Source organism: Streptomyces sp. NPDC051921 (assembly GCF_040680975.1).
GTDB lineage: Bacteria > Actinomycetota > Actinomycetes > Streptomycetales > Streptomycetaceae > Streptomyces.
Genome location: NZ_JBFAXU010000024.1, coordinates 71,151 through 94,757, shown reverse-complemented (window position 1 = coordinate 94,757; position 23,607 = coordinate 71,151). Strand labels below are relative to the sequence as shown.

At 72.8% G+C, this 23,607-nt stretch carries 24 protein-coding genes; 10 read left to right on the top strand and 14 right to left on the bottom strand.

Annotation, left to right across the window (positions count from 1 at the left end; all coding sequences use genetic code 11):
- Nucleotides 1-734 precede the first annotated feature (734 nt).
- From AB0M16_RS28570 to AB0M16_RS28555, 4 genes are read right to left on the bottom strand one after another with little or no spacing between them, the layout of a single operon-like run.
- The gene (locus AB0M16_RS28570; RefSeq protein WP_365347891.1) at nt 735-2,060 is read right to left on the bottom strand and encodes an O-antigen ligase family protein; all 1,326 of its coding nucleotides are present in this window, start codon (nt 2,058-2,060) and stop codon (nt 735-737) included.
- A gap of 2 nt (nt 2,061-2,062) precedes the next feature.
- Nucleotides 2,063-3,496 (bottom strand): sugar transferase, encoded by a 1,434-nt coding sequence (locus tag AB0M16_RS28565; protein WP_365347889.1) that lies wholly within the window; start codon nt 3,494-3,496, stop codon nt 2,063-2,065.
- Nucleotides 3,493-4,632, bottom strand: coding sequence for a glycosyltransferase (locus AB0M16_RS28560; protein WP_365347887.1), 1,140 nt, complete (start codon nt 4,630-4,632; stop codon nt 3,493-3,495). The genes AB0M16_RS28565 and AB0M16_RS28560 overlap by 4 nt, the downstream gene beginning before the upstream one ends.
- Nucleotides 4,633-4,645: 13 nt before the next feature.
- On the bottom strand, nt 4,646-5,746 hold the full coding sequence (locus tag AB0M16_RS28555) for a DUF3344 domain-containing protein (protein ID WP_365347885.1): 1,101 nt from the start codon (nt 5,744-5,746) through the stop codon (nt 4,646-4,648).
- Nucleotides 5,747-6,125: 379 nt separating this feature from the next.
- Between AB0M16_RS28555 and AB0M16_RS28550 the strand changes: the two genes are divergently transcribed.
- From AB0M16_RS28550 to AB0M16_RS28525, 6 genes are all read left to right on the top strand, one after another.
- A complete protein-coding gene (locus AB0M16_RS28550) occupies nt 6,126-6,365 on the top strand; it encodes a chaplin (RefSeq protein ID WP_365347883.1) in 240 nt (79 codons plus the stop codon).
- Between the two features lie 277 nt (nt 6,366-6,642).
- On the top strand, nt 6,643-7,365 hold the full coding sequence (locus AB0M16_RS28545; RefSeq protein WP_365347881.1) for a hypothetical protein: 723 nt from the start codon (nt 6,643-6,645) through the stop codon (nt 7,363-7,365).
- Nucleotides 7,366-7,647: 282 nt separating this feature from the next.
- The gene (locus AB0M16_RS28540) at nt 7,648-7,926 is read left to right on the top strand and encodes a hypothetical protein (protein ID WP_365347879.1); all 279 of its coding nucleotides are present in this window, start codon (nt 7,648-7,650) and stop codon (nt 7,924-7,926) included.
- Between the two features lie 251 nt (nt 7,927-8,177).
- Entirely contained in the window at nt 8,178-9,110 is a 933-nt protein-coding gene (locus AB0M16_RS28535) for a chaplin family protein (protein ID WP_365347877.1), read from the top strand.
- A 139-nt stretch (nt 9,111-9,249) separates the two neighbouring features.
- Entirely contained in the window at nt 9,250-9,747 is a 498-nt protein-coding gene (locus AB0M16_RS28530; protein ID WP_365347875.1) for a hypothetical protein, read from the top strand.
- A gap of 300 nt (nt 9,748-10,047) precedes the next feature.
- Entirely contained in the window at nt 10,048-10,317 is a 270-nt protein-coding gene (locus AB0M16_RS28525) for a chaplin (RefSeq protein WP_365347873.1), read from the top strand.
- A 59-nt stretch (nt 10,318-10,376) separates the two neighbouring features.
- Here the strand turns inward: AB0M16_RS28525 and AB0M16_RS28520 are convergent, their stop codons facing one another.
- Entirely contained in the window at nt 10,377-11,243 is an 867-nt protein-coding gene (locus AB0M16_RS28520; protein WP_365347871.1) for a tyrosinase family protein, read from the bottom strand.
- Complete coding sequence (locus AB0M16_RS28515) at nt 11,227-11,613, bottom strand: tyrosinase family oxidase copper chaperone (RefSeq protein ID WP_365347869.1); 387 nt, start codon at nt 11,611-11,613, stop codon at nt 11,227-11,229. The genes AB0M16_RS28520 and AB0M16_RS28515 overlap by 17 nt, the downstream gene beginning before the upstream one ends.
- 149 nt (nt 11,614-11,762) lie before the next feature.
- Here AB0M16_RS28515 and AB0M16_RS28510 point away from each other — a divergent pair, with 149 nt between their 5' ends.
- The 3 genes from AB0M16_RS28510 to AB0M16_RS28500 are packed head-to-tail and all read left to right on the top strand — an operon-like array spanning nt 11,763 to nt 13,973.
- Nucleotides 11,763-12,266, top strand: a complete 504-nt coding sequence (locus AB0M16_RS28510; RefSeq protein WP_365347867.1) for a DUF5949 family protein — start codon at nt 11,763-11,765, stop codon at nt 12,264-12,266.
- A 17-nt stretch (nt 12,267-12,283) separates the two neighbouring features.
- Nucleotides 12,284-12,931 (top strand): vitamin K epoxide reductase family protein, encoded by a 648-nt coding sequence (locus AB0M16_RS28505; RefSeq protein ID WP_365347865.1) that lies wholly within the window; start codon nt 12,284-12,286, stop codon nt 12,929-12,931.
- A gap of 1 nt (nt 12,932) precedes the next feature.
- Nucleotides 12,933-13,973 (top strand): glycosyl hydrolase, encoded by a 1,041-nt coding sequence (locus tag AB0M16_RS28500; RefSeq protein WP_365347863.1) that lies wholly within the window; start codon nt 12,933-12,935, stop codon nt 13,971-13,973.
- Here AB0M16_RS28500 and AB0M16_RS28495 read toward each other — a convergent pair.
- Nucleotides 13,927-14,562: a TetR family transcriptional regulator gene (locus tag AB0M16_RS28495; RefSeq protein WP_365347861.1), complete on the bottom strand. Its 636-nt coding sequence runs from the start codon at nt 14,560-14,562 to the stop codon at nt 13,927-13,929. The genes AB0M16_RS28500 and AB0M16_RS28495 overlap by 47 nt on opposite strands.
- Before the next feature lie 18 nt (nt 14,563-14,580).
- Nucleotides 14,581-15,273 (bottom strand): hemolysin III family protein, encoded by a 693-nt coding sequence (locus AB0M16_RS28490; RefSeq protein ID WP_365347859.1) that lies wholly within the window; start codon nt 15,271-15,273, stop codon nt 14,581-14,583.
- 197 nt (nt 15,274-15,470) lie between these two features.
- On the opposite strand from AB0M16_RS28490, the gene AB0M16_RS28485 reads away from it, so the two are divergent.
- Entirely contained in the window at nt 15,471-17,294 is a 1,824-nt protein-coding gene (locus AB0M16_RS28485; RefSeq protein WP_365347857.1) for a phosphoenolpyruvate carboxykinase (GTP), read from the top strand.
- A gap of 143 nt (nt 17,295-17,437) precedes the next feature.
- Here the strand turns inward: AB0M16_RS28485 and AB0M16_RS28480 are convergent, their stop codons facing one another.
- From AB0M16_RS28480 to AB0M16_RS28455, 6 genes are all read right to left on the bottom strand, one after another.
- Nucleotides 17,438-18,361 (bottom strand): poly-gamma-glutamate hydrolase family protein, encoded by a 924-nt coding sequence (locus AB0M16_RS28480; protein ID WP_365347855.1) that lies wholly within the window; start codon nt 18,359-18,361, stop codon nt 17,438-17,440.
- A gap of 62 nt (nt 18,362-18,423) precedes the next feature.
- A complete protein-coding gene (locus AB0M16_RS28475; protein WP_365347853.1) occupies nt 18,424-19,014 on the bottom strand; it encodes a hypothetical protein in 591 nt (196 codons plus the stop codon).
- Entirely contained in the window at nt 19,001-20,620 is a 1,620-nt protein-coding gene (locus tag AB0M16_RS28470) for a VWA domain-containing protein (protein ID WP_365347851.1), read from the bottom strand. The genes AB0M16_RS28475 and AB0M16_RS28470 overlap by 14 nt, the downstream gene beginning before the upstream one ends.
- On the bottom strand, nt 20,617-21,846 hold the full coding sequence (locus AB0M16_RS28465) for a toxic anion resistance protein (protein ID WP_365347849.1): 1,230 nt from the start codon (nt 21,844-21,846) through the stop codon (nt 20,617-20,619). The genes AB0M16_RS28470 and AB0M16_RS28465 overlap by 4 nt, the downstream gene beginning before the upstream one ends.
- Nucleotides 21,843-22,964: a hypothetical protein gene (locus tag AB0M16_RS28460; protein WP_365347847.1), complete on the bottom strand. Its 1,122-nt coding sequence runs from the start codon at nt 22,962-22,964 to the stop codon at nt 21,843-21,845. Before AB0M16_RS28460 ends, AB0M16_RS28465 begins: the two co-directional genes overlap by 4 nt.
- Nucleotides 22,965-23,150: 186 nt before the next feature.
- Complete coding sequence (locus AB0M16_RS28455) at nt 23,151-23,543, bottom strand: hypothetical protein (protein ID WP_365347845.1); 393 nt, start codon at nt 23,541-23,543, stop codon at nt 23,151-23,153.
- Between the last annotated feature and the right edge of the window lie 64 nt (nt 23,544-23,607).

Here is a 23,607-nt window from a genome sequence, read left to right as displayed (position 1 = left end):
CCCGCGGGCCCGCCCCGGCGGGCGGCAGCCCGCAGAGGGCGTCCGCCGCGGCGAGGGAGGACCACGGGTCGGCGGCTCCGGCGGAGGCGTGCGCGCCGACGCCCCCTCCCGGCCTCCCGCCCGCCGCCGTCGGCGGGGGACCGCCCAGGGCGTCCGCCGGAGGAACGTCGGACCACGGGTCGGCCGGGGACGCGGGCGGGTGCGGTGCGTGAGGGTGAAGGGACCGTTCGGTCGCCTCGGGGGACGGGGCGGGGCGGGCGTCAGGGTGCGGAGGGAGGCCGCAGAGGGCGTCCGCCGGTGCGAGGGGCGACCAGGGGGTGCCGTGGCCGGCGGGGGTGGCCGCCCGCGAGGGGCCGGTGAAGCGGAGGTCGCCGTCGGCCCCGGGGTCCGGTGCGTCCGTCGCCCGGGGGGCGGGCCGGTGGGACGCCGGGGGTTCGCCGGGTACGAAGGGCGCGGCACCGTCCCACCCGCCCGGGCGCGCGGCGGGCGGGACGGCGCTCTCGGTGGGTGCCGGCGCCCGGGCGACGCCGGCCGCCGGGACGTCGAACGGCACGGAACCCCGTGACGCCCCGTCGCCCGGCGGGGCGTCACGGACGTACTGCCCGTGGCCGGCCCGCCCGTGCGGGGGTGCGGCGGCCCCACCGTCGCGCCTCCCGCCCTGCGCCGCGACGCGCTCGGCCGACGCCCCCGGCGGGCCGGGGGCGTCCGTCGGGGGCTGGAGGGGGGACCAGGGGTCACGCACGCCGCACCTCCGCCAGCGACCACCAGGCCGCCAGGCCGAGGACGACGGACATCAGGACCGTCGAGGGGCCCCCGATGTCCGCGTAGAAGAAGTCGATGAGCTGCCAGGACAGCAGGCCGATCGCGACGAGCGCGCAGTCTCCGCCGAGCCGGCGCCGGCGCACGGCGGCGACCAGCAGGGCGGCCCAGCTGCCGGCCAGGGCCAGGAGGCCGACGAGGCCCTGCTCGCTGAGGACGAGGAGGTACATGTTGTGCGGGGACAGCAGTGGCTGCCGAGCGAAGGCCGCTCCCGCGCCGGCCGTGTCGCTGCCCGAGGAGAGCGCCAGCGAGGCGTTGGAGTCGCGGTACGCGGGAAAGCCCTTCAGGCCCACACCGGTGAGCGGCTCGCCGCTCCACATCCGGCCCGCCGCCGCCCACATCGTGTACCGGTCCGTGACGGACTGGTCCGGCGCGGCCGTGACCTGCGTGATGCTGGTGACGCGTTCCTTCACCATCTCCGAGCCGATGCCGAGACCACCGACCAGGACGACGCCGAGCGCCGCCGTGGCGAGCACCACCCGGCCGGCCCGGCGCAGACCGGACAGGAGCAGCTGGAGCCCGCAGGTCAGGGCCGTGGCGATCCACGCGCCGCGGCTGAAGGACAGCACCAGCGGGACGAACAGCGCGCACGCGCAGGCCAGCGCCGCCGTCCTGGCGCGGCCCGCGGTGCCGCCGAGTGCCAGACCGGCCGCGATGACGAGGCCGTACGCGACGACCGTCGCCATGCCCATCACGTCGGTCGCCCCGAAGGTGCCGACCGCCCGGATGTCCTCGCCCTGGTACGAGGCGCCCGTCCCGGTCAGGAACTGCACCACGCCCACCGCGCCCTGCAGCAGCGCGAGGCCGACGAGGGCCCAGGCCACCACGGCGAAGTCCCGCCGGTCCCGGACCGACAGCAGCACCGCCGCCGGGACCAGCACGAAGATCTGCAGGTAGCGGGCGACACCCGGCAGGCTCGCGCCCGGGTCGTTGGAGGTGATCGCGGCCAGGCACACGCCGAGCACGGGCAGGCCGAGCACGACGGCCGCCGCGCGGCTCAGCGGGCGCGCCCCGCTCCACACCAGCCGCACGAGGCAGATGACGACCAGCAGACCCGAGGCGGCGTCAGCGAGGGTGCCGGTACCGCCCGTTCCGCCCTGCGCGCCGCCCCCGCCACCCGGTACGAGCAGCAGCGCGACCACGGCGAGGACCGGCGAGAGCGCCGCCACCCTGCGCGCCCACTCCCGCACCTCCGGGCCGGAGCCCGGTACGGCCACCGCCGCTGTCGGCATCGTCGCCATCGTCAGCTTCCCGTCGGTCGCACGAGGCCGGCCGCCGTGCGCAGCAGGATGCAGACGTCCTGCCAGAGCGACCAGTGGTCGATGTAGTGGTTGTCGAAGCGGCAGCGGTCCTCGATCGAGGTGTCGCCGCGCAGGCCGTGCACCTGGGCGAGCCCGGTGAGCCCCACCGGCATCCGGTGCCGGGCCGCGTACCCGGCGTGCACCCGGCTGAACTGGGCGACGAAGTACGGGCGTTCGGGCCGCGGGCCGACCAGGCTCATGTCCCCGCGCAGCACGTTCCACAGCTGCGGCAGCTCGTCCAGCGAGGTCTTCCGCAGGAAGTGCCCGGCGGCGCTCATCCGGTGGTCGTCGGCGACGCTCCACCGGGTCGCCGACTCCGTCTCGTCGACCGGCTTGAGCGTACGGAACTTCAGCAGCGTGAACAGGCGCCCGTTCTGCCCCACCCGCTCCTGCCGGAACAGCACCCCGGGCCCGTCCGAGAGCCGAACGGCCAGCCCGCACAGCAGCAGCACCGGCAGCGCGCACGCCAGCGCGGGCGCGGCGAGCGCCACGTCCAGGACCCGCTTCGCGGTCAGACCGCGCCGCTCACCGAGCGGTACCAGGCGCCGGCAGTGGTAGCCCCACAGGTGCTCGCCCATCGGCCCGTCGGCGGGCTCGCCGCCGATCCGCCACGTCGTGCAGCCGTAGTGCTGGAAGAGCGTCACGAGCCCGTCGTCCTCGGTCAGGAAGATCGCGTCGCGGACCGTGTTCTGGATGACGGCCCGGTGGATCTCCTCGGTCGTCGTCAGCACCGGGAGGCCCGGCTCGCGGTCCGGGCGCGGGCCGACGAGGCCGACCGGCCGGATGCCGTACTCCGGACGCTGCCCCAGCGCGGCCGCGAAGCGGCGGGCCGGGCCCGGCGCGCCGATCACCAGCGCCGACCGGGGGTGCGCCCGCGCCGCGCGCCGGCGGCGCCCGTGCACGAGACCGCGCAGGACGGTCACCACCACCACGTGGGTCGCGTACGCGCCGCACAGCCGCAGCGGTCCGATCGCGAGCGCCGGGGCGTACGCGGCGGCCGCGGCGGCCGTCACGCACCAGGCGACCCCGGCGCGGGCGGCGAGCGCGGGCAGTTCGTCGAGGACGCCCGCGGGCACCCCGGCCGGACGGTACAGACCGGCCCGGCCGTCGAGCAGCACGACGAGACCGGCCACGAGCAGCACCGGCTCCCAGCGCCGGTGCTGCTCGGACAGCAGGAGGACCGCGACCAGTACGGCGAGCGCGTCGGCCGTGACCAGCGGCAGCGCGGCGAGCCGCTGCCGGCCCGGCCTGCGCGGCGGCAGCGCGAGGCGGTCGGAACCGCGTCGCGGCGACGCGAGGGAGGCGAGGCCCTGAAGAGGTCCCGCGGCGGGCCAGGGGCCCTGTGTGGGAGGGACGCTGGTGCTTTCCGTAGTCACTGTGCGATCGGCTCTCTGTGCTCCGTGCACCGCACTCCGGCCAGTTCGCGGTAGAGCTCCGCGACGGCCGCGCCGGTGCGCCGCACATCGAATCTGCTGAGTACGTGCTCGCGGGCCTCCCGGCCCAGCGAGTGCCGCAGCTCGGGCCGGGCCAGAAGGCGGCCGAGCGCTGCGGCGAGGGCGGCCGGGTCCCCGGGCGGGACCAGGCACAGCTCCTCGTGGCCGGGCGGCAGGCTCTCGCGCGCCCCGTCCACGTCGCCGACCACCACCGGCCGGCCGCTCGCCATCGCCTCCAGCGGGGCGAGCGCCATGCCCTCCCAGCGGGAGGGGAGGACGACGACATCGGCGGCCCGGTACCAGGGCGCGGTGTCGGGCACCGCCCCGGCGAACGTCACCGCGTCCCCGGCGGCGGCCCGCAACCGCTCGGCGTCGGGTCCGTCCCCGACCAGAACGAGCCGCGCCCCGGGCACCCGCGCGACCACCTCGGGCCACGCGGCGAGCAACACGTCCTGCCCCTTCTGCCGGCAGAGCCGCCCGACGCAGACGACGACGGGGCCGTGGGACCCGGCCGGCCCGGCCGGCTCGCCGGCTGGTGCGGGGAAGGGGACCGTCCCCGGTGCCGGGGTGAAGCGGGCCGTGTCCACACCGTTGTGGATCACCGACCACGGCGCCCGGACCCCGGCCGCCTCGCCGGTGCGCCGTTCCGCCTCGCTGACGCAGACGACACGGGCCGTCCAGCGGGCGGCCGCGCGCTCCCAGCGGCGGGCGAGGGCGGCCGTCGTGCCCTCGACCGCCTCGAAGGACCAGGCGTGCGGCTGGTACACCGTCGGGATACGGCCGCGCAGCGCGAGTCGGGCGCACAGCCCGGCCTTGGCGCTGTGGGCGTGTACCAGGGCGGGGCGCACCGCGCGGATCAGCCGGGCGAGGTCACGGGTCTCGTGGAACAGGCCCGGGCCGGGCTCGCGGCCGGCCCGCCAGTCGTACGCGTCGGCGCCCTCGTCCCGTACCGCCGCGGCGAGTTCCGTGCCGGGCGGGCAGGCCACGGCCACCCGCAGGCCCGTCGCGAGCTGCGCGCGGACCAGGTCGGTGACGACCCGGGCGACCCCGCCGTCACCCGGCTGGACCGCGTGCAGCACGTCCGGGCGCTCGTCACCGCCGGGCGGCCGCCGGGCGGGCGACGTCGGCCTGGAGGAAGAGCGCGCCGAGCCAGACGGCGTCCTTCCGGCTCCCGAGGCGGATGTGGAAACGATCGGCCCCATGGCGCAGCGCCCCCCGCAGATCGAAGACGTCGGAGTCGTACCCCAGGGTGTTCTGATGAACGGGCAGTCGTTCCATCCGACTTGCTCCCGAATCCGTGATGCTGGAGTTCATCACGTCGTCCGCGGAATTCGCGGAATCGGAGATCACGCTGCGCGTGACGCGCTCCGCCAGGCCGGTTTCCACGGCGAGGTAATCCCCGGAAGTCCCCCGGTCGCCGTCGTAGGCGACGAGCCCGAGCCGGCCGGCCGCGTCCCGCGGAATGCGGTCGGTGCCGAGCGCGAGCGGGATTCCGAGCTCCTCGTTCTTCGGGCCGAGGGTCTCGAAACCGTCCCAGACGGCCAGTCGGCGCAGCGGCTCGTCCGCCTTCTCGTACGCGGCGACCAGCGTCCAGCCGCCCCAGCCGCCGACCGCCGAACGGCCCATCGCCACGTTCACCTGGGCGACGGTCCACAGTCCCGGCCGGGCCGAACGGACCAGCTCCGTGACGTCGGCGGAGGCCTGGAAGGCGTCCGCGCCGTCCGCGGTGCGGTGGCCGATCGTGGTGTCGGCGAGCAGGGCCTTGTACTGGCCGCCGGGCTCGGCGATCAGCACCCGCCCGTTGTCCTTGGGCGGCTTCTGCTCGCCGACGCGCAGGTTGCCGCCCCAGTACAGGCGGGCCCAGCTGACCCGGGCCCCGGCGGGCACCCGCAGTTCGGCCCGGCTGGAGTTGTACGTGTTGGGGTCGCTGTCGACGTCGACGTACGCGATCGTGGCGCCGTCGTTGACCGTCTCGGTGCCCTTGGCACCGGTCGCCGAGGTGTTGGCGGCCCGCGCGATCCCCCCGTGCAGGACCGCCTCGTACCGCGGCGCGAAGGGGACTCGGGCGGCCTCCTCGGCCCGGGGCGCGACGGCCGAGGCGGCCGGGAGCGCGGCGGACAGCGCCGCGCACGACAAGGCACACACCAGGCCCCGACGCACGGCATGAACGGCATCAACCGCTGAATTCCGCATACAGGTTCTCCGCTTTGATGAGAGAAGGAGAGGAAGACCCGTGGAGACCGGGGGCGAGGAAGGAGTCGTCCGCGCGAAATGGATGAACGCGCGACGGGACCGGAAGCAACGTTCGGGAACGTTATAACCCCCACGGCGGGCGATAGTAAGCATTAGATGCTCACAAACGCTAACTTCCGTACCCGACGGGCAGGTTCCTCGTTGAGCGTGTTGCGCCTTTCTGGGCCCAGTCACTCGAATGACGCTCTTATGGCCCAAAGATCGGTTGAACGTCACCCGTTCGGGAGAGCAACCGATGAAATCCCCAGGCGTTGTTGAAGCAGCGGGACGAAATCGTCCGCGCCGTCCGAGTAGTAAATCGATCGAGGAGACGTTCTCCATGTCCCGTATCGCCAAGGCTGTCGCTCTGTCCGTCGGTGCCGCCGCCACCGTCGCCGGTGCCGCCGGTGTCGCCGCCGCCGACGCCGGCGCCGAGGGTGCGGCCGTGCACTCCCCGGGCGTCCTGTCCGGCAACGTGGTCCAGGTTCCGGTGCACATCCCGGTCAACGTCTGCGGCAACACCGTCAGCGTCATCGGCGCGCTGAACCCGGCCTTCGGCAACACCTGCGTCAACGCCTGATCTCGCACGCCGGATCGTGGTCCTTCCGAGGCCGGCGCGTCGCCCCGTAGGGGGCGACGCGCCGGCCTTCGCCGTCTGTTCGCTGTGTGGTGACTCGTTCGGGCGCACCCCTGCGCGCCGTCCGGTGCAACGGCGTACGCCCCTGGGAGAAGCAGGCCAGAGGGGTGGATTCACTCGAACGGAGACGTGGCGCTCAGTAGTTCTGCGGTTGCGGAGCGCTATACCCGCAGGCACGGTGGCGGAGAAGTTGTCCGACGCATAAGGAAAAGGAACACATATGCGTCCCCTGGGATCACGCCGCCTCACTGCCCTGGCGATATCCGCCGCCATCACCCTCGGTACGGCGGGACCCGCCTTCGCCGACGAACACCGATCGTCCCGTCCGGCCGCTCTGGCCGGCCCCCTCGCCCCGGCGGCCGATCCGCTCTCCGCACCCCCCGAGGCCGACGACGGGCAGCTGCCCGCGGCCGACGCGGACGCGCTGAGGGCACGGCTCGAAGCCGCCGTCGACGCGGCGAAGGGCGCGACCCCCGCGCCCCCGAAGGCCGCGCCCGCACCCACCGATGTCGTCGACGACGTGCTCGCCACCGTGCAGAAGGCGGTCGCCGACCTGCTCGCCGCCGTCACCTCGGGCGGTCTGACCGGTGTCGTCCCCCAGGTCGCCTCGACCGTGACCTCGCTCGTCGGGCAAGTCGTGTCGACCGTGCTCGGCGGTGGACTGCCGGTCCCGGCCCTTCCGGGCCTTCCGGACCTGACCTCCCTGCCCGGCGTCCCGGCCGTGCCGGACCTCCAGGTCACCCCGCCGTCGACGGACGACCTCCCGGTCGCGCCGCCCTCCACGGACGGCCTGCCGGTCGCGCCGCCTTCGACGGACGGCCTGCCGATCGCGCCGCCCTCCACGGACGACCTGCCGATCGCGCCGCCCTCCACGGACGACCTGCCGATCGCGCCGCCGTCGACGGGCGGCCTGCCGGTCACTCTGCCGCTGCCGGCTCGCTGACCGGCCGCCCCCTCGGGCCGTGCCCGTCCAGGACTCCTGGGCGGGCACGGCCCTGTTCCGCGCCCTTTCCCGCGCTCTTTCCGCGCCCCTCACGCGCCGTTGCCGGGCATTCGATCGGGAAATAGCACCGGCCCTCATCGTTCGGGTGCAGTGTCGAGAAAACCCCGCTCCCGGAGTTTCCGGGGGCCGCACCTCTCGTTACAGAAAGTGGAACGGCGTACGGGGAATCCTCAACATCCCTGTGCAGCAAGAGAGTTGTTCACCGATGGAAGGAACCTCTTCATGAAGCCCACCAAGGTTGCCGCGGCCCTCGCCGGTTCTGTGATGGCCCTGGGCGTCGCCGCGCCCGCGATGGCCGCGGGATCGATGGTGCCCACCAGCCTGGACGGTGGACTCGGCGCGCTCACCAGCGGCGGGCTGACGACGGAAGCGCTCAGCAGCACCACGGACGGCTCGCCCGTCAAGACCGTCACCGACACCGCGACCCAGCTGAACAAGACCGGCGGGGAGGGCTCGCTCCTCGGCGGCCTCCCGCTCGGCGCCGGACCGCTGGGCGGCTGACGGCCAATCACACCACCGTGCTGTGACAGGCCCTGGCGGACACCCTTTGCCAGGGCCACACTTTTACCCCTCACCAACGTCCGATTGAATGATTTTCGGATTGTCTGCCGTGTTGCCTCGATCCTCCGGCCTTTCCCTCTCCCTACGCTCACGCCATCCTCACGCACTTGGACGGCGTGAGGGGAAACGGCCGGTCGTCGGAGCGAGGGGGGATCCTCGCCGGTCTCTCCCTGTCCCAGAGGAAGAGCGGTATGCGATCCATCATCAGCAGGAAAGTGCTCACCACCGCTGCGGCGACCGGCATCCTGTCGCTCACCGGCGGCATCGCCCTGACCGTGAACTCCGTGGCCGCCACGGAGGATTCGCCCGGACCCGACAGCGGGCAGCACCTGCAGGTGCCCGTACCGGCCAACGTGTGCGGGGACCACGGCCAGCTGGGGGACCTCGTCGCCGCCGCGGTCGCCGACATCTGTCACCAGGCGGCGCAGTCCGCCGGCGGCGAGGACGACGGGCCCGACGGCTACGGCGACGACCAGCCCGGCGGCCACCCGACCCACCCGGGCTGCGAGGAGGGCGGCTACGGCGAGGACTGCGAGACGACGCCCCCCACGACGCAGCCCCCCACCACGCAGCCTCCGACGACGCAGCCGCCGACGACGCAGCCTCCGACGACGCAGCCCCCCACCACGCAGCCTCCGACGACGCAGCCTCCGACGACGCAGCCCCCCACCACGCAGCCGCCGACGACGCAGCCTCCGACGACGCAGCCTCCGACGACGCAGCCTCCGACGACGCAGCCTCCGACGACGCAGCCCCCCACCACCCACCCGCCGACGACGCAGCCGCCGACCACGCAGCCTCCGACCACCCACCCGCCCACCACGCAGCCCCCCACCACCCACCCGCCGACGACGCAGCCTCCGACCACGCAGCCCCCGACCACCCACCCGCCCACCACCCAGCCGCCCTGCGACGAGGAGGAGTCCGGTTACGGGTGTGAGGGGCATGGGCCCGGCGGACATCCCAGCCACCCCGGTCACCCCAGCGACCACCCGCACCTCCCCGACACCGGTAGTGACTCGGCCGCTCTGATGGGGGCCGCCGCGATCAGCGCCGCGCTCCTCATCGGCGGTTCCGTGATGTACCTGCGCGGCGGGCGACTGGTCCGCAACCGCAACCACTGACGCCCCGCACCGACGCCCCACGGACGTTCCGCACTGACGTCCCGTCAACCGAGGCCCCCGCCCTCACCGGTGGGGGCCTCGCGTTGCTGCACTCAGGGGAAACCCGTCACGAAACCGGGCCGCAACTCGTTTGCAGGACATGAATCTGCGATCTCACGCCGGCCTGGGACTCCTCGCCGCCGCCCTCGCCTCCGCGGCCCTGGCGCCCTCCGCCGCCGCGGACGCCCCGGTGGTCGTTCCGCTGCAGGGTCTCGAGCCGGTCCTCCCGATGGACGCCCCGTCGGTCGCGACCGGCGTCCCCACGCCGATCCCCGGCGCGCCCACCGGCTTCCACGAGGGCGTCGGCGCGCTGCCCGACCTCACCCTGCCCCGGGTGCCGCTCGACAGCACCCTGTCGGAGACCGACATCGCGGCCCCGCTGCCCGAGCTCCTGAAGGGCAGCGAGCCCGGCACCGCCGAGGTCACCAGCCCCCGCTCCGAGATGAAGGCCCTCACCCCGGGCGCCACCGTGGGCAACGCGCTGCTCGCGCCGCAGGGCGACGGGCTCGGCCTCCCCGGGCTCGGTGTGCCGGAGGTCGGCGTCCTCACCCCGGCGGTGACCGGCGCGCTGGACCCCCAGTTGGGCCTGGCCCCGTAACGCACGCCCTTTTGTACGACCAATGATCCGGCGGGTGAAGACACGATTCTTCCCGCCACTCACGGGGTCGATGCTCGTTGCAGGAGAAGGCTTGTCGCATGGCCGCGGCCCGCGGATCCCCGGACCGCTCCGTCGTATCCGACGGCGGAGGGAACGGGCGGTCCGCGGGCCATCTCCTCCGATTTCTCATTTCCTCCGTCCCGTTCGGCGCAATGCCCGTGACCCCTGGGGCGTCACGCCGTTGAAGGACACATGTGGCCGTGATTCTCGCGGTCGCTTTCCACGTTCAAGGAGTTCCTGATGTCTCGCATCGCGAAGGCTGCCGCTGTCATCGCCGGCACCGGTGCCGTTGCCCTCAGCGGAGCCGGCCTGGCCGTCGCCGACTCGGGCGCCGAGGCCGTCGCCGCCCACTCGCCCGGCGTCGGTTCCGGCAACGTCGTGCAGGTCCCGGTCCACGTTCCGGTCAACCTCTGCGGCAACACCGTCAACGTCATCGGCCTGATCAACCCGGCCTTCGGCAACCAGTGCGCGAACGTCGACGGCCACGACGACGGCGGCTACGGCGGCTGATCCTCGGCCCCCCGCTGTACGGAGCGTCCCCCCGGCCCACGCGGGCCGGGGGGACGCTGTCATGCGTAGCGGTAGATGCCGCTGTGGTCGAGCAGCTCCGCCGGGGTCATGTTCCACGGGCCCATCCGCTCGTGCAGCGCGGCGACCTTGCGGTACTGCGGATCGCCGAGCGGCGGCGGATCCTTGGGGAGGTAGCCGGCGCCCGGGTTGCGGGCCTGCCAGCGGGACCACAGCAGGTCGACGTAGGCGTGGTGGAGCCAGAAGACGGGGTCGTTGACCGAACCGCCGCCGAGCATCAGTCCGCCCACCCAGCGGTGCACCCGGTTGTGCAGCTGGAAGCGGTCGTTGCCCTGGCCCTGGGCCCAGCCCTCCAGGCGGTTGCGGAATCCGGAGCGACTGGTGGAGTTCCAGGGCGCCGTGTCGTACGCGCGCTCCTGCAGCGCCGCGTCGACCTGGGCGGCCGTGGGCAGTCCGAGCGGATCGCGCGGACGCCCGAAGTCCCTGCTCAGGAAACGCTGTTCGGTCATGCCGTAGCGCACGGTCCAGCGGCCGCCGGCATACGCGAAGGGGCCGGTCATGACCTGGGAGTCGCCGCTGCGGCCGTTGCCGCCCATGAAGTCCTCGCCCCACAGCGAGGCGGCCGGGGTGCTGTCCCGGGTCCAGTCCCAGTACGGCACGGTCACCGACGGGTCGATCCGGCGCAGCGCCCGCTCGAACTCCAGCAGGAACTTGCGGTGCCAGGGCAGGAAGCTGGGGCACATGTGGGCCACCCGCAGCTTCCCCTCGCCGTCGGCGACGTAGTAGTCGATGTGGGTGCGGACGAACTCGTCGTACTTCCCGGTCCGTTTGAGTTCGAGGACGGCGGAGACGAAGCGCTTCTTCTCCGCGCTGGTCAGATCGCGCTGGTTCTTACGCGTGTACGCCACGCGGACTCCCTCCCGGGTGGACGCCGTGGGCGGCGGCGAAGCGGCTCAGCGGGGCGGGCCCCATCTCGTCCACGGCCGCGCGGGTGGCCGCCAGCGGCGTCGGAGAGGACCCGTAGTGGTCGATCGGGCTGACCCAGCCGCCGTCGGCGCAGCGCATGAGGTGCAGCGGCCGGCCGTCGACGAGGGCCACGGGCTCGCCGGACGGTCCACGCAGGCCCCGGACGTGTCGCCCGCCGTACATCTCGTCGAAGACCAGCGGGTCGTCGGGCGACGGCGGCGTGGCCGCGATGCGCGTCAGCGCGCCGCCCGTCAACGCGGTGACGGCGGCGGCGAAAAGGGACCGCAAGGCCACGCGGCGTGGGACGATCATGAGTGATCTCCTGGGGTCGACTGATGCCCTCCGGGCACAACGATGTAAACCGCGCTTCGTTGCGGGGGAAATGCCGACGGATGGAATGTCGGCCGAATGAGTGAATTCGGCGGAGGGTGCCGGGTGTTCGTCCCCTAGCATCCGGATCCATGACCACTTCCAACGTCGTTTCCGCGGCGCACAGTGCCCATTCGATGGGAACGCTCACCGTCATCTCGTGGACCCTCGGGCCCACCGACGACATGCCCGCCACCCCCTTTCTGATGGTGTATTCCCTCGGGGACGGCCTGCACGGCCCCGAGGCCGGCGAGGCGGAGCTGCGGCAGACCCTGGAGGGCATGGGCGTGCCGATCGGCGGCATCGTCGTCGACGCCGGCCAGGACCGCGGGATCGGCGCGCACCTGCTCGTCGAGGCGCAGCGGGCCGTGCTGACCCTGCCGTTCATGAACGCGCAGTGCCAGGTGCCGGTGGAGTGGCAGGAGGCCGCGTACGAGACCGGTCACGTCATCGTGAAGATCCCGGTCGTCCCGTGGCCGGACGCGGCGCCGGGCGTGCCGGTCGACGAGGACCGCCTCAAGGCGTTCATCAGTGCCGACGACGTCGTGCGGAACTCGGGCCACATCGCGGTGCCGGTGAGCCGGATCCAGGGCTGACGGACGGGGGCGGCCTCATGGCGACGGTGAACGTACGGGGCGGGGTGCCGGGTCAGCGGCAGCAGGAGGACGAGCGTGCGGGCGGAGCGGGGATCGGCGCGAGCCGGGCCTTCGCCTGGATGCTGGTCGTGACGGGCGCGGCCGGTGTGCTGGCCGGCTGGGTCATCACGATCGACAAGTTCAAGCTCCTGGAGGATCCGGGCTTCCAGCCGGGGTGCAGCCTCAACCCGGTGGTCTCCTGCGGCAACATCATGAAGAGCGAGCAGGCCGCGGTGTTCGGCTTCCCGAACCCGATGCTCGGTCTCGTGACGTACGCCGTCGTCGTCGCCGTGGGCGCCGGGATCCTGGCGGGTGCCCGCTACCGGGGCTGGTTCTGGCTCGGGCTCAACGCCGGAATGCTGTTCGGCGTGGGCTTCTGCACCTGGCTGATGCAGCAGTCGCTGTACGAGATCAACGCGCTGTGCCTGTGGTGCTGCCTGGCCTGGTGCGCCACGATCACCATGTTCTGGTACGTCACCGCGCACAACGTGCGGCACGGGCTGCTGCCCGCGCCGACCGGCGTGCGGAACTTCCTCGGCGACTTCACGTTCGCCCTGCCGGTGCTGCACATCGGGATCATCGGGATGCTCGTCCTGACCCGCTGGTGGGAGTTCTGGACCAGTTGACGTGCGCTCCTTCCTGACCTGGCCGCGGGTGGCACTGGCCGTGCTGCTCGCGGCCGTTCTCGCGTTGCTGCTGTGGTACGAGCGGCCGGCGCCGGGCGGCGGGTCGGCCGGGCAGCGCGCGGTGCCCCAGCCGCCGCTCCGGCCCGTACCGCTGCAGGGGGTCCCGTCGGGGTTCTTCACCGGTTCCGACGAGGCCGGGGTGCGGCGGATCGCCGAGGTGGAGACATGGCTGGGCGGGGAGCCGCTGACCGTCGGGCACACCTATCTGCCGGGCGACCGCTGGTCCAACATCGAGGGGCATCCCGCGCTGTTCGAGCCGTGGGCGCGGTGGAAGGAGGAGCGGCCGGGCCGCCTCTTCGTGCTCAACGTGCCGCTGCTCGACCGCAACGAGGAGGGCCTGGACGACGCCCGGGTGCGGGCGGGGCTGCGGCGCGGGGCGGCCGGGGGCCACGACCGGCATTTCCGGACGCTGGGTGAGCGGCTGGTGGAGCACCGGCTCGCGGACGCGGTCCTGGTGCTCGGCTGGGAGATGAACGGCACCACGTACAGCCATCGGTGCGGGCCGGACCCGGAGAGCTGGAAGGCGTACTGGCGGCGGGTGGTGTCGGTGCTGCGGGCGGTGCCGGGGCAGCGCTTCCGCTTCGACTTCACGCCGAGCCGCGGTCCCGACGCCGTCGCCTGGCCGCGCTGCTACCCGGGCGACGACGTGGTGGACATCATCGGCCTGGACGCCTACGACCAGCCCGCGGGCGTCTCGTTCGAGGAGCAGGTGACGGAGGAGTACGGGCTCGCCTTCCACGCCCGGTTCGCGGCGGCACACGGCAAGCCGCTGTCGTTCCCCGAGTGGGGGCTGTTCCGCAACGGGGACAACCCGGCGTACGTCCGGGGGATGCTGGACTGGTTCGCGCGGCACCGGCCGGTGTACCAGACCTTCACCGACTACTGCCCGCACGGGGTGTGGGGGTGCGCGGACAACCCGCGGTCGGGCGAGGTGGTCAGGGGCGCGCTGGGCCGGGGGAGCGGAGCGTCAGGCCGGTCTTGAGGGCGTCGACGGTCCGGTCGAGCAGCGGGACCAGGTCGGCGTCGTCGCCACCGTGCTCGGCCCAGTACACGGTGGCCTCGCGCAGCGCGCCGAGGACCGCGGCGGTGAAGACCCGTACCTCCAGGTCGTCGGGGGAGCGGCCGGTGCGTTCGGCGACGGCGGCGGAGAGCAGCCGGCCGGTCTCGGCCGTGGTCTCGGTGAGCCGGGCCCGGACGGCGGGGGTCTCCACGACGAGCCGGGCGCGCAGCCGGGTCTCCTCCGGTTCGCGGGCGAGGGCGGCGGTGACCGCGTCGAGGACGACGGTCCGCAGCGATTCGAGCGGCTCCTCGCCGGCGGGGCGGGCGCGCAGCCGCGCGAGCATGAGTTCGTCCTGGTCGTCGGTGAGGAGGATGTCCTCCTTGGCCGGGAAGTAGCGCACGACGGTGGACGGGGAGACCTCGGCCGCGGCGGCGATCTGCTCGATCGTGGTCGCCTCGTAGCCCTGCTCGGCCACGAGCCGGTAGGTGGCCTTCCGGATCGCGGCGCGGGTCTTGAGCTTCTTGCGCTCGCGCAGGCCTGGACGCTCGGGTGTGACGGGCATGGCCGTCATTGTGCCTGGTCAGACCCCTCAGGCGTGCTGGTACGCGACGAGCGAGATGCCGACGTAGTGGACGATGAACGCGGCCAGGGTGAAGGAGTGGAAGACCTCGTGGAAGCCGAACCAGTGCGGTGAGGGGTTGGGGCGCTTGATCCCGTAGATGACCCCGCCCGCGCTGTAGAGCAGTCCGCCGACGATCACGAGGACGAGGACCGCGATGCCGCCGGCCCGCATGAAGTCGGGCAGGAAGAAGACGGCGGCCCAGCCCATCGCGATGTAGCAGGGCGTGTACAGCCAGCGAGGGGCGCCGACCCAGAAGACCCGGAAGGCGATGCCGGCGACGGCCGCCGCCCACACCGCCCACATGAGCGGCCGGCCGGTGGAGTCGGGGAGGAGCAGCAGGGTCAGCGGCGTGTACGTGCCCGCGATGATCAGGAAGATGTTGGCGTGGTCGAGGCGCCGCAGCACCGCCTCGCCGCGGGGTCCCCAGTTGCCGCGGTGGTACAGGGCGCTGATGCCGAAGAGCAGGCAGGCGGTGAGGGCGTAGACCCCGCAGGCGATCCGGGCCCGGGGCGAGTCCGAGAGGGCGACCAGAACGAACCCCGCGACGATCACCGCGGGGAACATTCCGGCGTGCAGCCATCCTCTGAGTCTCGGCTTCCCGGGGAGCGGCAGCGCCGGGCGCTGTTCCGTGGCGGTGAGGTCCGGCGTGGCTGCAGTCATGGACCCGCATGCTACCTACGCGATCGTAAGTACCGGATATGAGTGGCGATGCTCACGTGTGAGGCCCTCTGGACATATGGGCGGTAGCATCGGATGATCAAATGAGTGCGGTCGGCACCGGATGAGCGCCTACGACGCATCCGGGTCGCAGCCCCCAAGGGGCATACATCTAAAAAACCCCTCTTCAAGGAGCAATCGTGGCGCGCGACAACGCGGCTCCCTCCACCGTCCCCACCCAGCACCAGGAACTCGTGTCCTGGGTCAACGAGATCGCCGAGATCACCCAGCCCGACCGCATCGTCTGGTGCGACGGGTCCGAGGCCGAGTACGAGCGCCTCTGCGAGGAGCTCGTCGCCAAGGGGACCTTCAAGAAGCTCGACCCGGTCAAGCGCCCGAACTCCTACTACGCCGCCTCCGACCCGACCGACGTCGCGCGCGTCGAGGACCGGACCTTCATCTGCTCCGAGAAGGAGGAGGACGCGGGCCCGACCAACCACTGGAAGGCCCCCGCGGAGATGAAGGAGATCTTCGCCGGCGAGAAGGGCATCTTCCGCGGCTCCATGAAGGGCCGCACGATGTACGTCGTGCCCTTCTGCATGGGCCCGGTCGGCTCCCCGCTCTCCGCCATCGGCGTCGAGATCACCGACTCCGCGTACGTCGCCGTCTCCATGCGCACCATGACCCGCATGGGACAGGCCGTCCTCGACGAGCTGGGCACCGACGGCTTCTTCGTCAAGGCCGTCCACACCCTCGGCGCCCCCCTGGAGGAGGGCCAGGAGGACGTGCCGTGGCCGTGCAACTCCACCAAGTACATCTCGCACTTCCCCGAGACGCGTGAGATCTGGTCCTTCGGCTCGGGCTACGGCGGCAACGCCCTGCTCGGCAAGAAGTGCTACGCGCTGCGCATCGCCTCCGTCATGGCGCGTGACGAGGGCTGGCTCGCCGAGCACATGCTCATCCTCAAGCTCACCCCGCCGCAGGGCGAGGCGAAGTACGTCGCCGCCGCCTTCCCGTCCGCCTGCGGCAAGACGAACCTCGCCATGCTGGAGCCCACGATCCCCGGCTGGACGGTCGAGACCATCGGCGACGACATCGCCTGGATGCGCTTCGGCGAGGACGGCCGCCTCTACGCGATCAACCCCGAGGCCGGCTTCTTCGGCGTCGCGCCCGGCACCGGCGAGCACACCAACGCCAACGCCATGAAGACCCTCTGGGGCAACTCGGTCTTCACCAACGTCGCGCTCACCGACGACGGCGACGTGTGGTGGGAGGGCATGACCGAGGAGGAGCCCGAGCACCTCGTCGACTGGAAGGGCAACGACTGGACGCCGGCGTCCGAGACCCCGGCCGCCCACCCCAACGCCCGCTTCACCGTGCCGGCCGCGCAGTGCCCGACGATCGCCCCGGAGTGGGAGGACACCAAGGGCGTCCCGATCTCCGCGATCCTCTTCGGCGGCCGCCGCGCCTCCGCCGTTCCGCTGGTCACCGAGTCCTTCGACTGGAACCACGGCGTCTTCCTCGGCGCCAACGTGGCCTCCGAGAAGACCGCCGCGGCCGAGGGCAAGGTCGGCGAGCTGCGCCGCGACCCGTTCGCGATGCTGCCGTTCTGCGGCTACAACATGGGCGACTACATGGCCCACTGGGTCAAGGTCGGCGCCTCCGCGGACGCCGCGAAGCTCCCGAAGATCTACTACGTGAACTGGTTCCGCAAGAACGACGCCGGCAAGTTCGTCTGGCCCGGCTTCGGCGAGAACAGCCGCGTCCTGAAGTGGATCGTCGAGCGCCTCGACGGCAAGGCCGAGGGTGTCGAGACCCCCATCGGCATCCTGCCGACGCGGGAGGCCCTGGACACCGACGGCCTGGAGCTGGCCGAGGCGGACCTGGACTTCCTGCTCACCGTCGACAAGGACGTCTGGCGCGAGGAGGCCGCCCTGGTCCCCGCGCACCTGGAGACCTTCGGCGAGCACACCCCGAAGGAGCTGTGGGACGAGTACCGCGCGCTGGTCGAGCGCCTGGGCTGATCCCCTGACAGCACCACGAACTCGTGGCGGGTTGCCCCGATTTCCGCCCTGACCAGCTGGGGTCACGACGGCCCGCCACGACGCATCCGGCCCCCGGAGCCCCCTCACGGCTCCGGGGGCCGGCGCACGTCAGGCGGCAAGGGTCAGAGGATGACCTGGCCGGTCTCCACCGTCGCGATCGCGCGGCGGCAGGCGTCCCGGAACCCGAGGAAGCGGGGGTTGTTCCAGGTGGCGAGCCGACCGCTCTTCCAGTCGAAGTCCGTCGGCTCGGGGCCGAAGAGGGACCTGCGCATGTCCTCGGTGATCTCCAGCTGGGCGCCCGCGCCGGTCGCCGTCCGGTTGCAGATGTTCTTCGTGAGGCCCCCGGCGTAGTCCTTGAGGTTCTGCGCGTACTCGGGCGCGAAGGCGTCGACCGCGGGGAAGCCGGCCGTGTTCAGCTCCTTCACCAGCGCCTCGCGGAAGACCTGGTTGAGGCCGCCGACGACGACCAGCTTCGGGTCGGCGACCGACGGCCAGATCGCCGGCTCCGGCATGCCGAGCTGGCCGTACTGGCAGCCGTGCAGGCTCAGCACGTTGAGGTGGCTCGCGGCGATCCCCACGGCGACGTGGTCGTCGCAGTTCACCGAGCTGACGTGCAGCGCCCTGTTGTTCTCCGAGCGCATGCCCTCGAACATCCAGTAGTCGTACAGGCCTTCGGTGACGAGCGCCGACTCCACGTCCGCCGGGTTGTAGCCCGCGATCGCCAGACAGAGCTCTGAGGTGCCCCGCTCGATCTGGCCGCCGTGGATCGCCATGACCGCTGTCCTGGGCGGCGAGGAAGGCTTGCTCAGGTACCTGTCGAGCTGCTCGTGACGCCGGTAGCGGCGTCCGTAGTCCGTGCCCTCCTTCACCGGGTCGGCCGTGCTCGTGTAGAGGTCGGTGTTGGAGACGTAGGTGTCGTTCTCGGTGCCGGCGTAGGCCGGTGCGGCGGTGGCGAGTTGGCCGACGAGCGGCGCTCCCGCCGCGGCCGCGGCGGCGAAGGCGGTCAGGACGGTGCGGCGGGAGGCCTTGGGCGGCTCGAGTGTCATGCGCGGAACATAACTGATCATGGTGACGGAGTCCGAGCTTCCTTTTGCGGCTTCCGTTCCCCTCACCGCCCCCGGTCCTCCAGGTACCGCGTGTGCGTCTCCTGGCGGCGCACCTCCGCCTGCCGCAGCGCGTCCGCGATCGCCGCCGCCTCCCCGTGCAACGCCGCCAACTGGCGCTCCAGATGCCGCTCCGGCGGCTCCGAGCCCGGCACCACACGGGTCCACCAGCGGCTCCGCACGAAGGCGTCGACCGCCTCCGGGACGTCCTGGCGCACCGCCCGCGCGAGCACCCGCAGCTGCTCCGGTTCGCTCACCCAGCCCGGTTCGAGCAGCGCCTCCAGCAGCGCGTCCAGCTCCGTCAGCCGGCCGTGCGCGGCCGGTGGCAGCTCCACCCCGGCGAGATAGCCGCGCAGCCTCGCCAGATCGGCGCGCAGCGCGTCCAGTTGCTCGGCCGGGTCCGGGAAGGGCGGTGGCGGGGTGCGCTCGGGAGGGGCGATCAGTGCCCCCGCCCCGTACAGACCGGCGACGACCACCGGCCACAGCGAGCCCGCGGCGCCGGTCAGGGCGAGCCCCACCCCGGCCAGGCCGCAGGCGCAGCCCGCGAGGTTCTTGCGGGATTCGACGTACCTCAGGACCGGGTTACTGGTAGCCACGGATCTCCTCGAAGGCCCCGTCGAGCGAACCCTGGGTCGCGTCGAACAGGCGCCCGCCGGTGAGCTGCGCGATGTGGTCGAGCGCGCCCCGGTCGGAGTCCCCGAACAGGATCGGGAAGACCGGGATGCGCCGCTGGGCCGGGGTCAGCGACCGCCTGTGGAAGTCGTCGAAGGCGGAGGCCGGATCGCCGTCGGTGTTCGCGCCGTCGGTCATCAGCACGATCGACGTGAACGTCGTGCCCGGGGCGTCGTCGCCGAGCCGTGCGTACGCCTCCTCGAGGCTGGAGTAGATCGCGGTGCCGCCCGAGGCCGAGAGCCTGTTCGCGTCGGCACGGATGGCGTCCAGCGCGGCCTTCGGGGAGGCCGGGTCGACGGTGTGGGTGCGCACCTCGCCGCTCTTCACCGAGGAGCCGAACGGCATCAGCGTCACCTCCTCGCGGTCCCGGAAGTCCCCGGTCAGCTGGACGAGCGCCGCCTTCAGCCGGTCGAGCCGTTCGCCCGCCATCGAGCCGGAGGTGTCGAGGACGTAGATCGTGCGGGACGGCCGGCGCAGTGTGTTGTCGTACGAGTCGAGCAGCCCGTCGGCGACGGAACGGCTGCCGGGGAAGGGCAGTTCGCGCCGTTGGTCCGTCGCGAGGCGCGCCTCGGGGGCGACCCCGGGGACCACCGGCCGGCGCAGTGTGGTGGCGGTGATCCGGCGCTGCACGTCCGGCGTGCGCAGATGGGCGGCGAGGCGGCGGGCCGCGTCCTTCGCCTCGGGGCGGGCGGCCGTCAGCGAGGTGAGCGGATAGTCCGCGGTGACCACCCCGTCGGCCGGGCGGATCACGGCCAGCGGGCCCGGCATCGACAGCAGCACCGACTCGTAGTTGACGAGCGCGTCGACGTCGGAGCGGCGCGAGAAGGCGGTGGCGAGCCAGCCGGAGGAGCCGGAGGTCAGCGTCTGGCCGGCGAAGAAGTCCTTCAGCTTCGGGGTCGCGGCCTTCACGTCCTTGTCGGTGAGCGCGGACTGGGCGCCCGAGAGGCCCGAGGCGACCGAGACCAGCGCGGAGAAACCGGAGTGGGAGCGGAGCGGGTCGGTCATTCCGTACTTCAGCCGCTCCGACGCGACGGCCTGGTGGATCTGGGCCCAGGTGACGTGCTTCGGGTCCCAGCCCAGCGCGCTCGCGACGGCGGGCCGGACGCCGAACGCGACCGGCGAGGTCATGATCGGGGTCTCGCCGGTGATCTTCCGGGCGGTGTCCGGGCGGAGCCGCAGGTAGTCGTTGGACGACAGCCAGACCGCGTCGAACTGCTCGTCGGCTTCGCCCGAGGCGATCCGCTCGACGGCGTCCAGGGTCCCCGCGTAGGTGGGCGCCACGGTGACGCCGGTCGCCTTGCGGGCCTCCTCCAGGACGGGAGCCATGTCGGCGAGCTCGGAGGAGGCGAGGATCCGCAGGGTGCCGGGACGGTACTCCTGGCCCTGCGTGCCCCGGTCACCGCCCTTGCCTCCCCCGCCCCCGCCGTCGCCCGAGCTGTCGCACGCCGTGCCCGTGAGGGCCAGCAGGGCGGCGACGGCGGCCGTGGCGAGGCGGGCGGGTACGGAGCGGGTCGCGCGTACGGATCTCATCCCCGGCCCCCTTCGAGGATGCCCCGGGAGCCCTCGCCGCCGGTGCCGGCGGAGCCGCCGCGGTCCTCCCGCGTCCGTTCCAGATAGGTGCTCGCGGTGCGGAGTTCGGCGGTCAGGGAGTCGACCGTCTGCGCCATCGACTCGGTGGCGCGGATCTTGTACGTGTCGATCGCGTCGAGCGTCGTGTAGATCTGCTGGAAGGCGCTGCGCACGGTCTCCAGCCCCACCGCGGGCTCCGCGGCGAGCCGCTGGATGTCCCCGGACTGGCCGGCGAGCGCGGCCGCGTTGCCCTGGACGAGGGTCTCGGTGGTCCCGCGCAGGGCGTTGACCTGCTCGACGACCTTCTTCTGGTGGCCGAGGGCGGAGGCGAGCATCACGGCGATCCGCAGCGCGGTCACGGTCGTCGTGGCGGCCCGGTCGACGCCCCTGATCAGCTCGTCGTTGTTGCGGCGCACCACGTCCATCGCCAGATAGCCCTGCGCGCACACGGCGAGCTGGGTCAGCAGGTCCTGGTGCTTCTGCCGCACCGGGAAGAGCACGTCCGCGCGCAGCGCGTCGGCCTGCGTCGGGTCCGCGGTGCCGGCGAGCCGCTGCTCGACGGCCGCGTCGAGTGCCTCGGCCAGCACGGCGTACTCCTGGAGCTTGCCCATGGTGTCCCACAGCCTGGCCCGCTCGGTCTGCAACGCGGCATTGTCGCGGCGCAGTTCGTCCTGGCCTCCGCGGAGCGCGTCGAGGATCCGGTTGATCGTGTCCTGCGAGGAGGCGTACGTGGCGATGTGGTCGCGCAGCTTGTTGCCGCCCGGCAGTTTCGACAGCAGGCCGCGCACGCCCTTGGCGGGTGTGTCGCGCGGGTCGAGGTCCTCGACCGTGCGGCGCAGCTCGACGAGCGAGCTGCCCACCCGGGTCGTCGCGTCGCCGCCCGCGTCGCCGAGCGAGCGGACGGTGCGGTCCAGCATCCGGTTGGACTGCTGGGCGGCGGTGCGCATCTCACCCTCGCCGAGCCCGGTGATCTCGCCGATGCGGCCGGTGAACTCCGGGGAGCGGGCGTCGAGTCCGGCGAGCGAGCCGACGTACTCGGCGGCCCGCCGGGCCATCTCCGTACGGACGGAGTCGTCGAGCGGGACGAGCGTGGCGGCCTGCTCGGCGCGGATCGGCGCGACCGGCTCGGGCGGGGTCAGCACGAGCGCGTCGTCCTGGCCGTTCGGCCTGTTCGTGGGTGTGGTCATGCGGTGCCCCCCTGGTCGCGGGCCTTCAGCGCCATGATGTGCAGCACCTTCGAGGTGGGCACGGGCGCCTGGCGGACCCCGCCGAGCGTCTGGTTGAGGTAGCCGGTGTGGCCGGCGGTGGCGGCGGTGAACTCGGCGGCTGCGCCCTGCGGGCGGAAGCCGTGCCGGACCGCGAGCTTGCGCAGCTCCGGGTCGGAGGACAGGAGTTCCCCGAGCGTGCGACCGCCCTCGGTGAGCGGCACGAGGGTGTGGTCGCTGTTGACCGTGGTGTCCGGGTAGAGGACGACCAGGTCGCCCATGTTCTGTTCGGCCAGTAGCTGGGCCGCCACCTGCGACTCGTACACCAGGACCAGAGGGTTGCCGACGCCGCTGACGAAGTCCCGGAAGGGCGCGTCCGAGCTGGACTGCTGGGCGCCCTGGACCTGGATGAGCTTGCGCAGCAGCGGCGCCGTGCGGTCCACGGCCGCCTGGTCCCCGGCTACCCGGCCGCCGTCGGCGACGTAGCTCGCGGCGGCGAGGTAGAGCGCGCCGGAGTTGGAGGCGACGGGATCGGTCGAGGTGATGAACAGGGTGCCGCTCAGCTCGGGATGCCCCGCTGATCCCTTGAGCTGCTGCCACGTCCGGTCGGCGCGGGCGGCCGCGAGATAGGCCCCCATGTGCAGGGCGCCGGTGTGGCCGCCGGAGCCGAGGGTGGCCAGGCCGTTGTCGGCGAGCACGCGGGCGGCGGCGCTGTGCGCGACGACCACGAGCGGCGAGTAGAAGGGCCGCAGCGGGGCGCCGGTCACCTTCGCCTTGGCCTTCAGCTCGTCGGCGGGCGCCTTGGCGGACGGGAACGCGAAGTCGTAGCCCTTGAGGGGCAGTTCCTCCATGTCCCAGGACCCGGAGGTCTCCGTCCGTACGGTGAGGCCCTTGGCTGCCAGGGCCTTCACGACCTCGGGATCGGCGAAGAACTCCGCCTTCTCCGACCCGATCACTCCTCGCACGGTCTTCGTTGCCGTGCCGCTGTCGTCCTTGTCGCCGCCCACCGCGAGGGCGGCGGCCACGCCGCCCAGGAGCAGGACGGCGAGGACGATTCCCAGAATGCGTCTCACGCGGGCAGAGTGCTCGCGGAAACCCACATTCCAGGGGGAGTTGGGTGTACGGGCGGTGAAGCGACGATCCCGGTAACGAACCGGAGCGCGATGTACCGTCACCTTCGGGTCGACCGGGCGGGAGCCGGTGGCGACGGCCACGCCGCGAAGGGCCGGGTCGGCGGTGGGTGGCACCCGGTCCGCGCGGTGTCGTGGCCGCGCGGACCGGGGCCGTCAGGGGGTGCCGACCAGCGAGTCGCCGGCGAGGGCCGCCGTGTGCGCGTCCATGCGCTCGGCGGCGAGGATCGCGGCGGCCGTGTCGGCCCGGGAGGCGGCGACGAGCAGCGCGCGGCCCGCGAGTGCGTGCGCCTTGTGGTGCAGGGCCTCGGCGGAGGAGCCGCTGAGCCCCGCGTGGCGGGCCGGCGGCGCGCCACGCAGCCGTGCGACCTGCCGGGCGATGAGCTCACCGGCCTCGGTGTCGCCGAGCTCGTCGGTGACGGCGAGCAGGGCGGCGAGGTGACCGGCGAGCTGGATGTCCAGCTCTTCCTCGCGTGAGCGGTGCGGGAACGCGTTCTGGTCGTCGTCGGCCATCCGGTGGACCGACTTGGTGCGGATCGGTTCGTACATGGGGACGGCCTCCTGCGGTAGCTCTGGAGGCATCCTAGCTTGGATTCATTCTAAAGTTGTGCGC

Excerpts from the sequence above, each read along its gene's own strand:
- AB0M16_RS28550 (WP_365347883.1), top strand. The coding sequence starts at position 6,126 with ATGTCCCGTATCGCCAAGGCTGTCGCTCTGTCCGTCGGTGCCGCCGCC.
- AB0M16_RS28480 (WP_365347855.1), bottom strand. The coding sequence starts at position 18,361 with ATGACACTCGAGCCGCCCAAGGCCTCCCGCCGCACCGTCCTGACCGCC.
- AB0M16_RS28525 (WP_365347873.1), top strand. The coding sequence starts at position 10,048 with ATGTCTCGCATCGCGAAGGCTGCCGCTGTCATCGCCGGCACCGGTGCC.
- AB0M16_RS28505 (WP_365347865.1), top strand. The coding sequence starts at position 12,284 with ATGGCGACGGTGAACGTACGGGGCGGGGTGCCGGGTCAGCGGCAGCAG.
- AB0M16_RS28465 (WP_365347849.1), bottom strand. The coding sequence starts at position 21,846 with ATGACCACACCCACGAACAGGCCGAACGGCCAGGACGACGCGCTCGTG.
- AB0M16_RS28540 (WP_365347879.1), top strand. The coding sequence starts at position 7,648 with ATGAAGCCCACCAAGGTTGCCGCGGCCCTCGCCGGTTCTGTGATGGCC.
- AB0M16_RS28530 (WP_365347875.1), top strand. The coding sequence starts at position 9,250 with ATGAATCTGCGATCTCACGCCGGCCTGGGACTCCTCGCCGCCGCCCTC.
- AB0M16_RS28545 (WP_365347881.1), top strand. The coding sequence starts at position 6,643 with ATGCGTCCCCTGGGATCACGCCGCCTCACTGCCCTGGCGATATCCGCC.
- AB0M16_RS28495 (WP_365347861.1), bottom strand. The coding sequence starts at position 14,562 with ATGACGGCCATGCCCGTCACACCCGAGCGTCCAGGCCTGCGCGAGCGC.
- AB0M16_RS28470 (WP_365347851.1), bottom strand. The coding sequence starts at position 20,620 with ATGAGATCCGTACGCGCGACCCGCTCCGTACCCGCCCGCCTCGCCACG.
- AB0M16_RS28455 (WP_365347845.1), bottom strand. The coding sequence starts at position 23,543 with ATGTACGAACCGATCCGCACCAAGTCGGTCCACCGGATGGCCGACGAC.
- AB0M16_RS28510 (WP_365347867.1), top strand. The coding sequence starts at position 11,763 with ATGACCACTTCCAACGTCGTTTCCGCGGCGCACAGTGCCCATTCGATG.
- AB0M16_RS28570 (WP_365347891.1), bottom strand. The coding sequence starts at position 2,060 with ATGGCGACGATGCCGACAGCGGCGGTGGCCGTACCGGGCTCCGGCCCG.
- AB0M16_RS28515 (WP_365347869.1), bottom strand. The coding sequence starts at position 11,613 with ATGATCGTCCCACGCCGCGTGGCCTTGCGGTCCCTTTTCGCCGCCGCC.
- AB0M16_RS28555 (WP_365347885.1), bottom strand. The coding sequence starts at position 5,746 with ATGCGGAATTCAGCGGTTGATGCCGTTCATGCCGTGCGTCGGGGCCTG.
- AB0M16_RS28490 (WP_365347859.1), bottom strand. The coding sequence starts at position 15,273 with ATGACTGCAGCCACGCCGGACCTCACCGCCACGGAACAGCGCCCGGCG.
- AB0M16_RS28535 (WP_365347877.1), top strand. The coding sequence starts at position 8,178 with ATGCGATCCATCATCAGCAGGAAAGTGCTCACCACCGCTGCGGCGACC.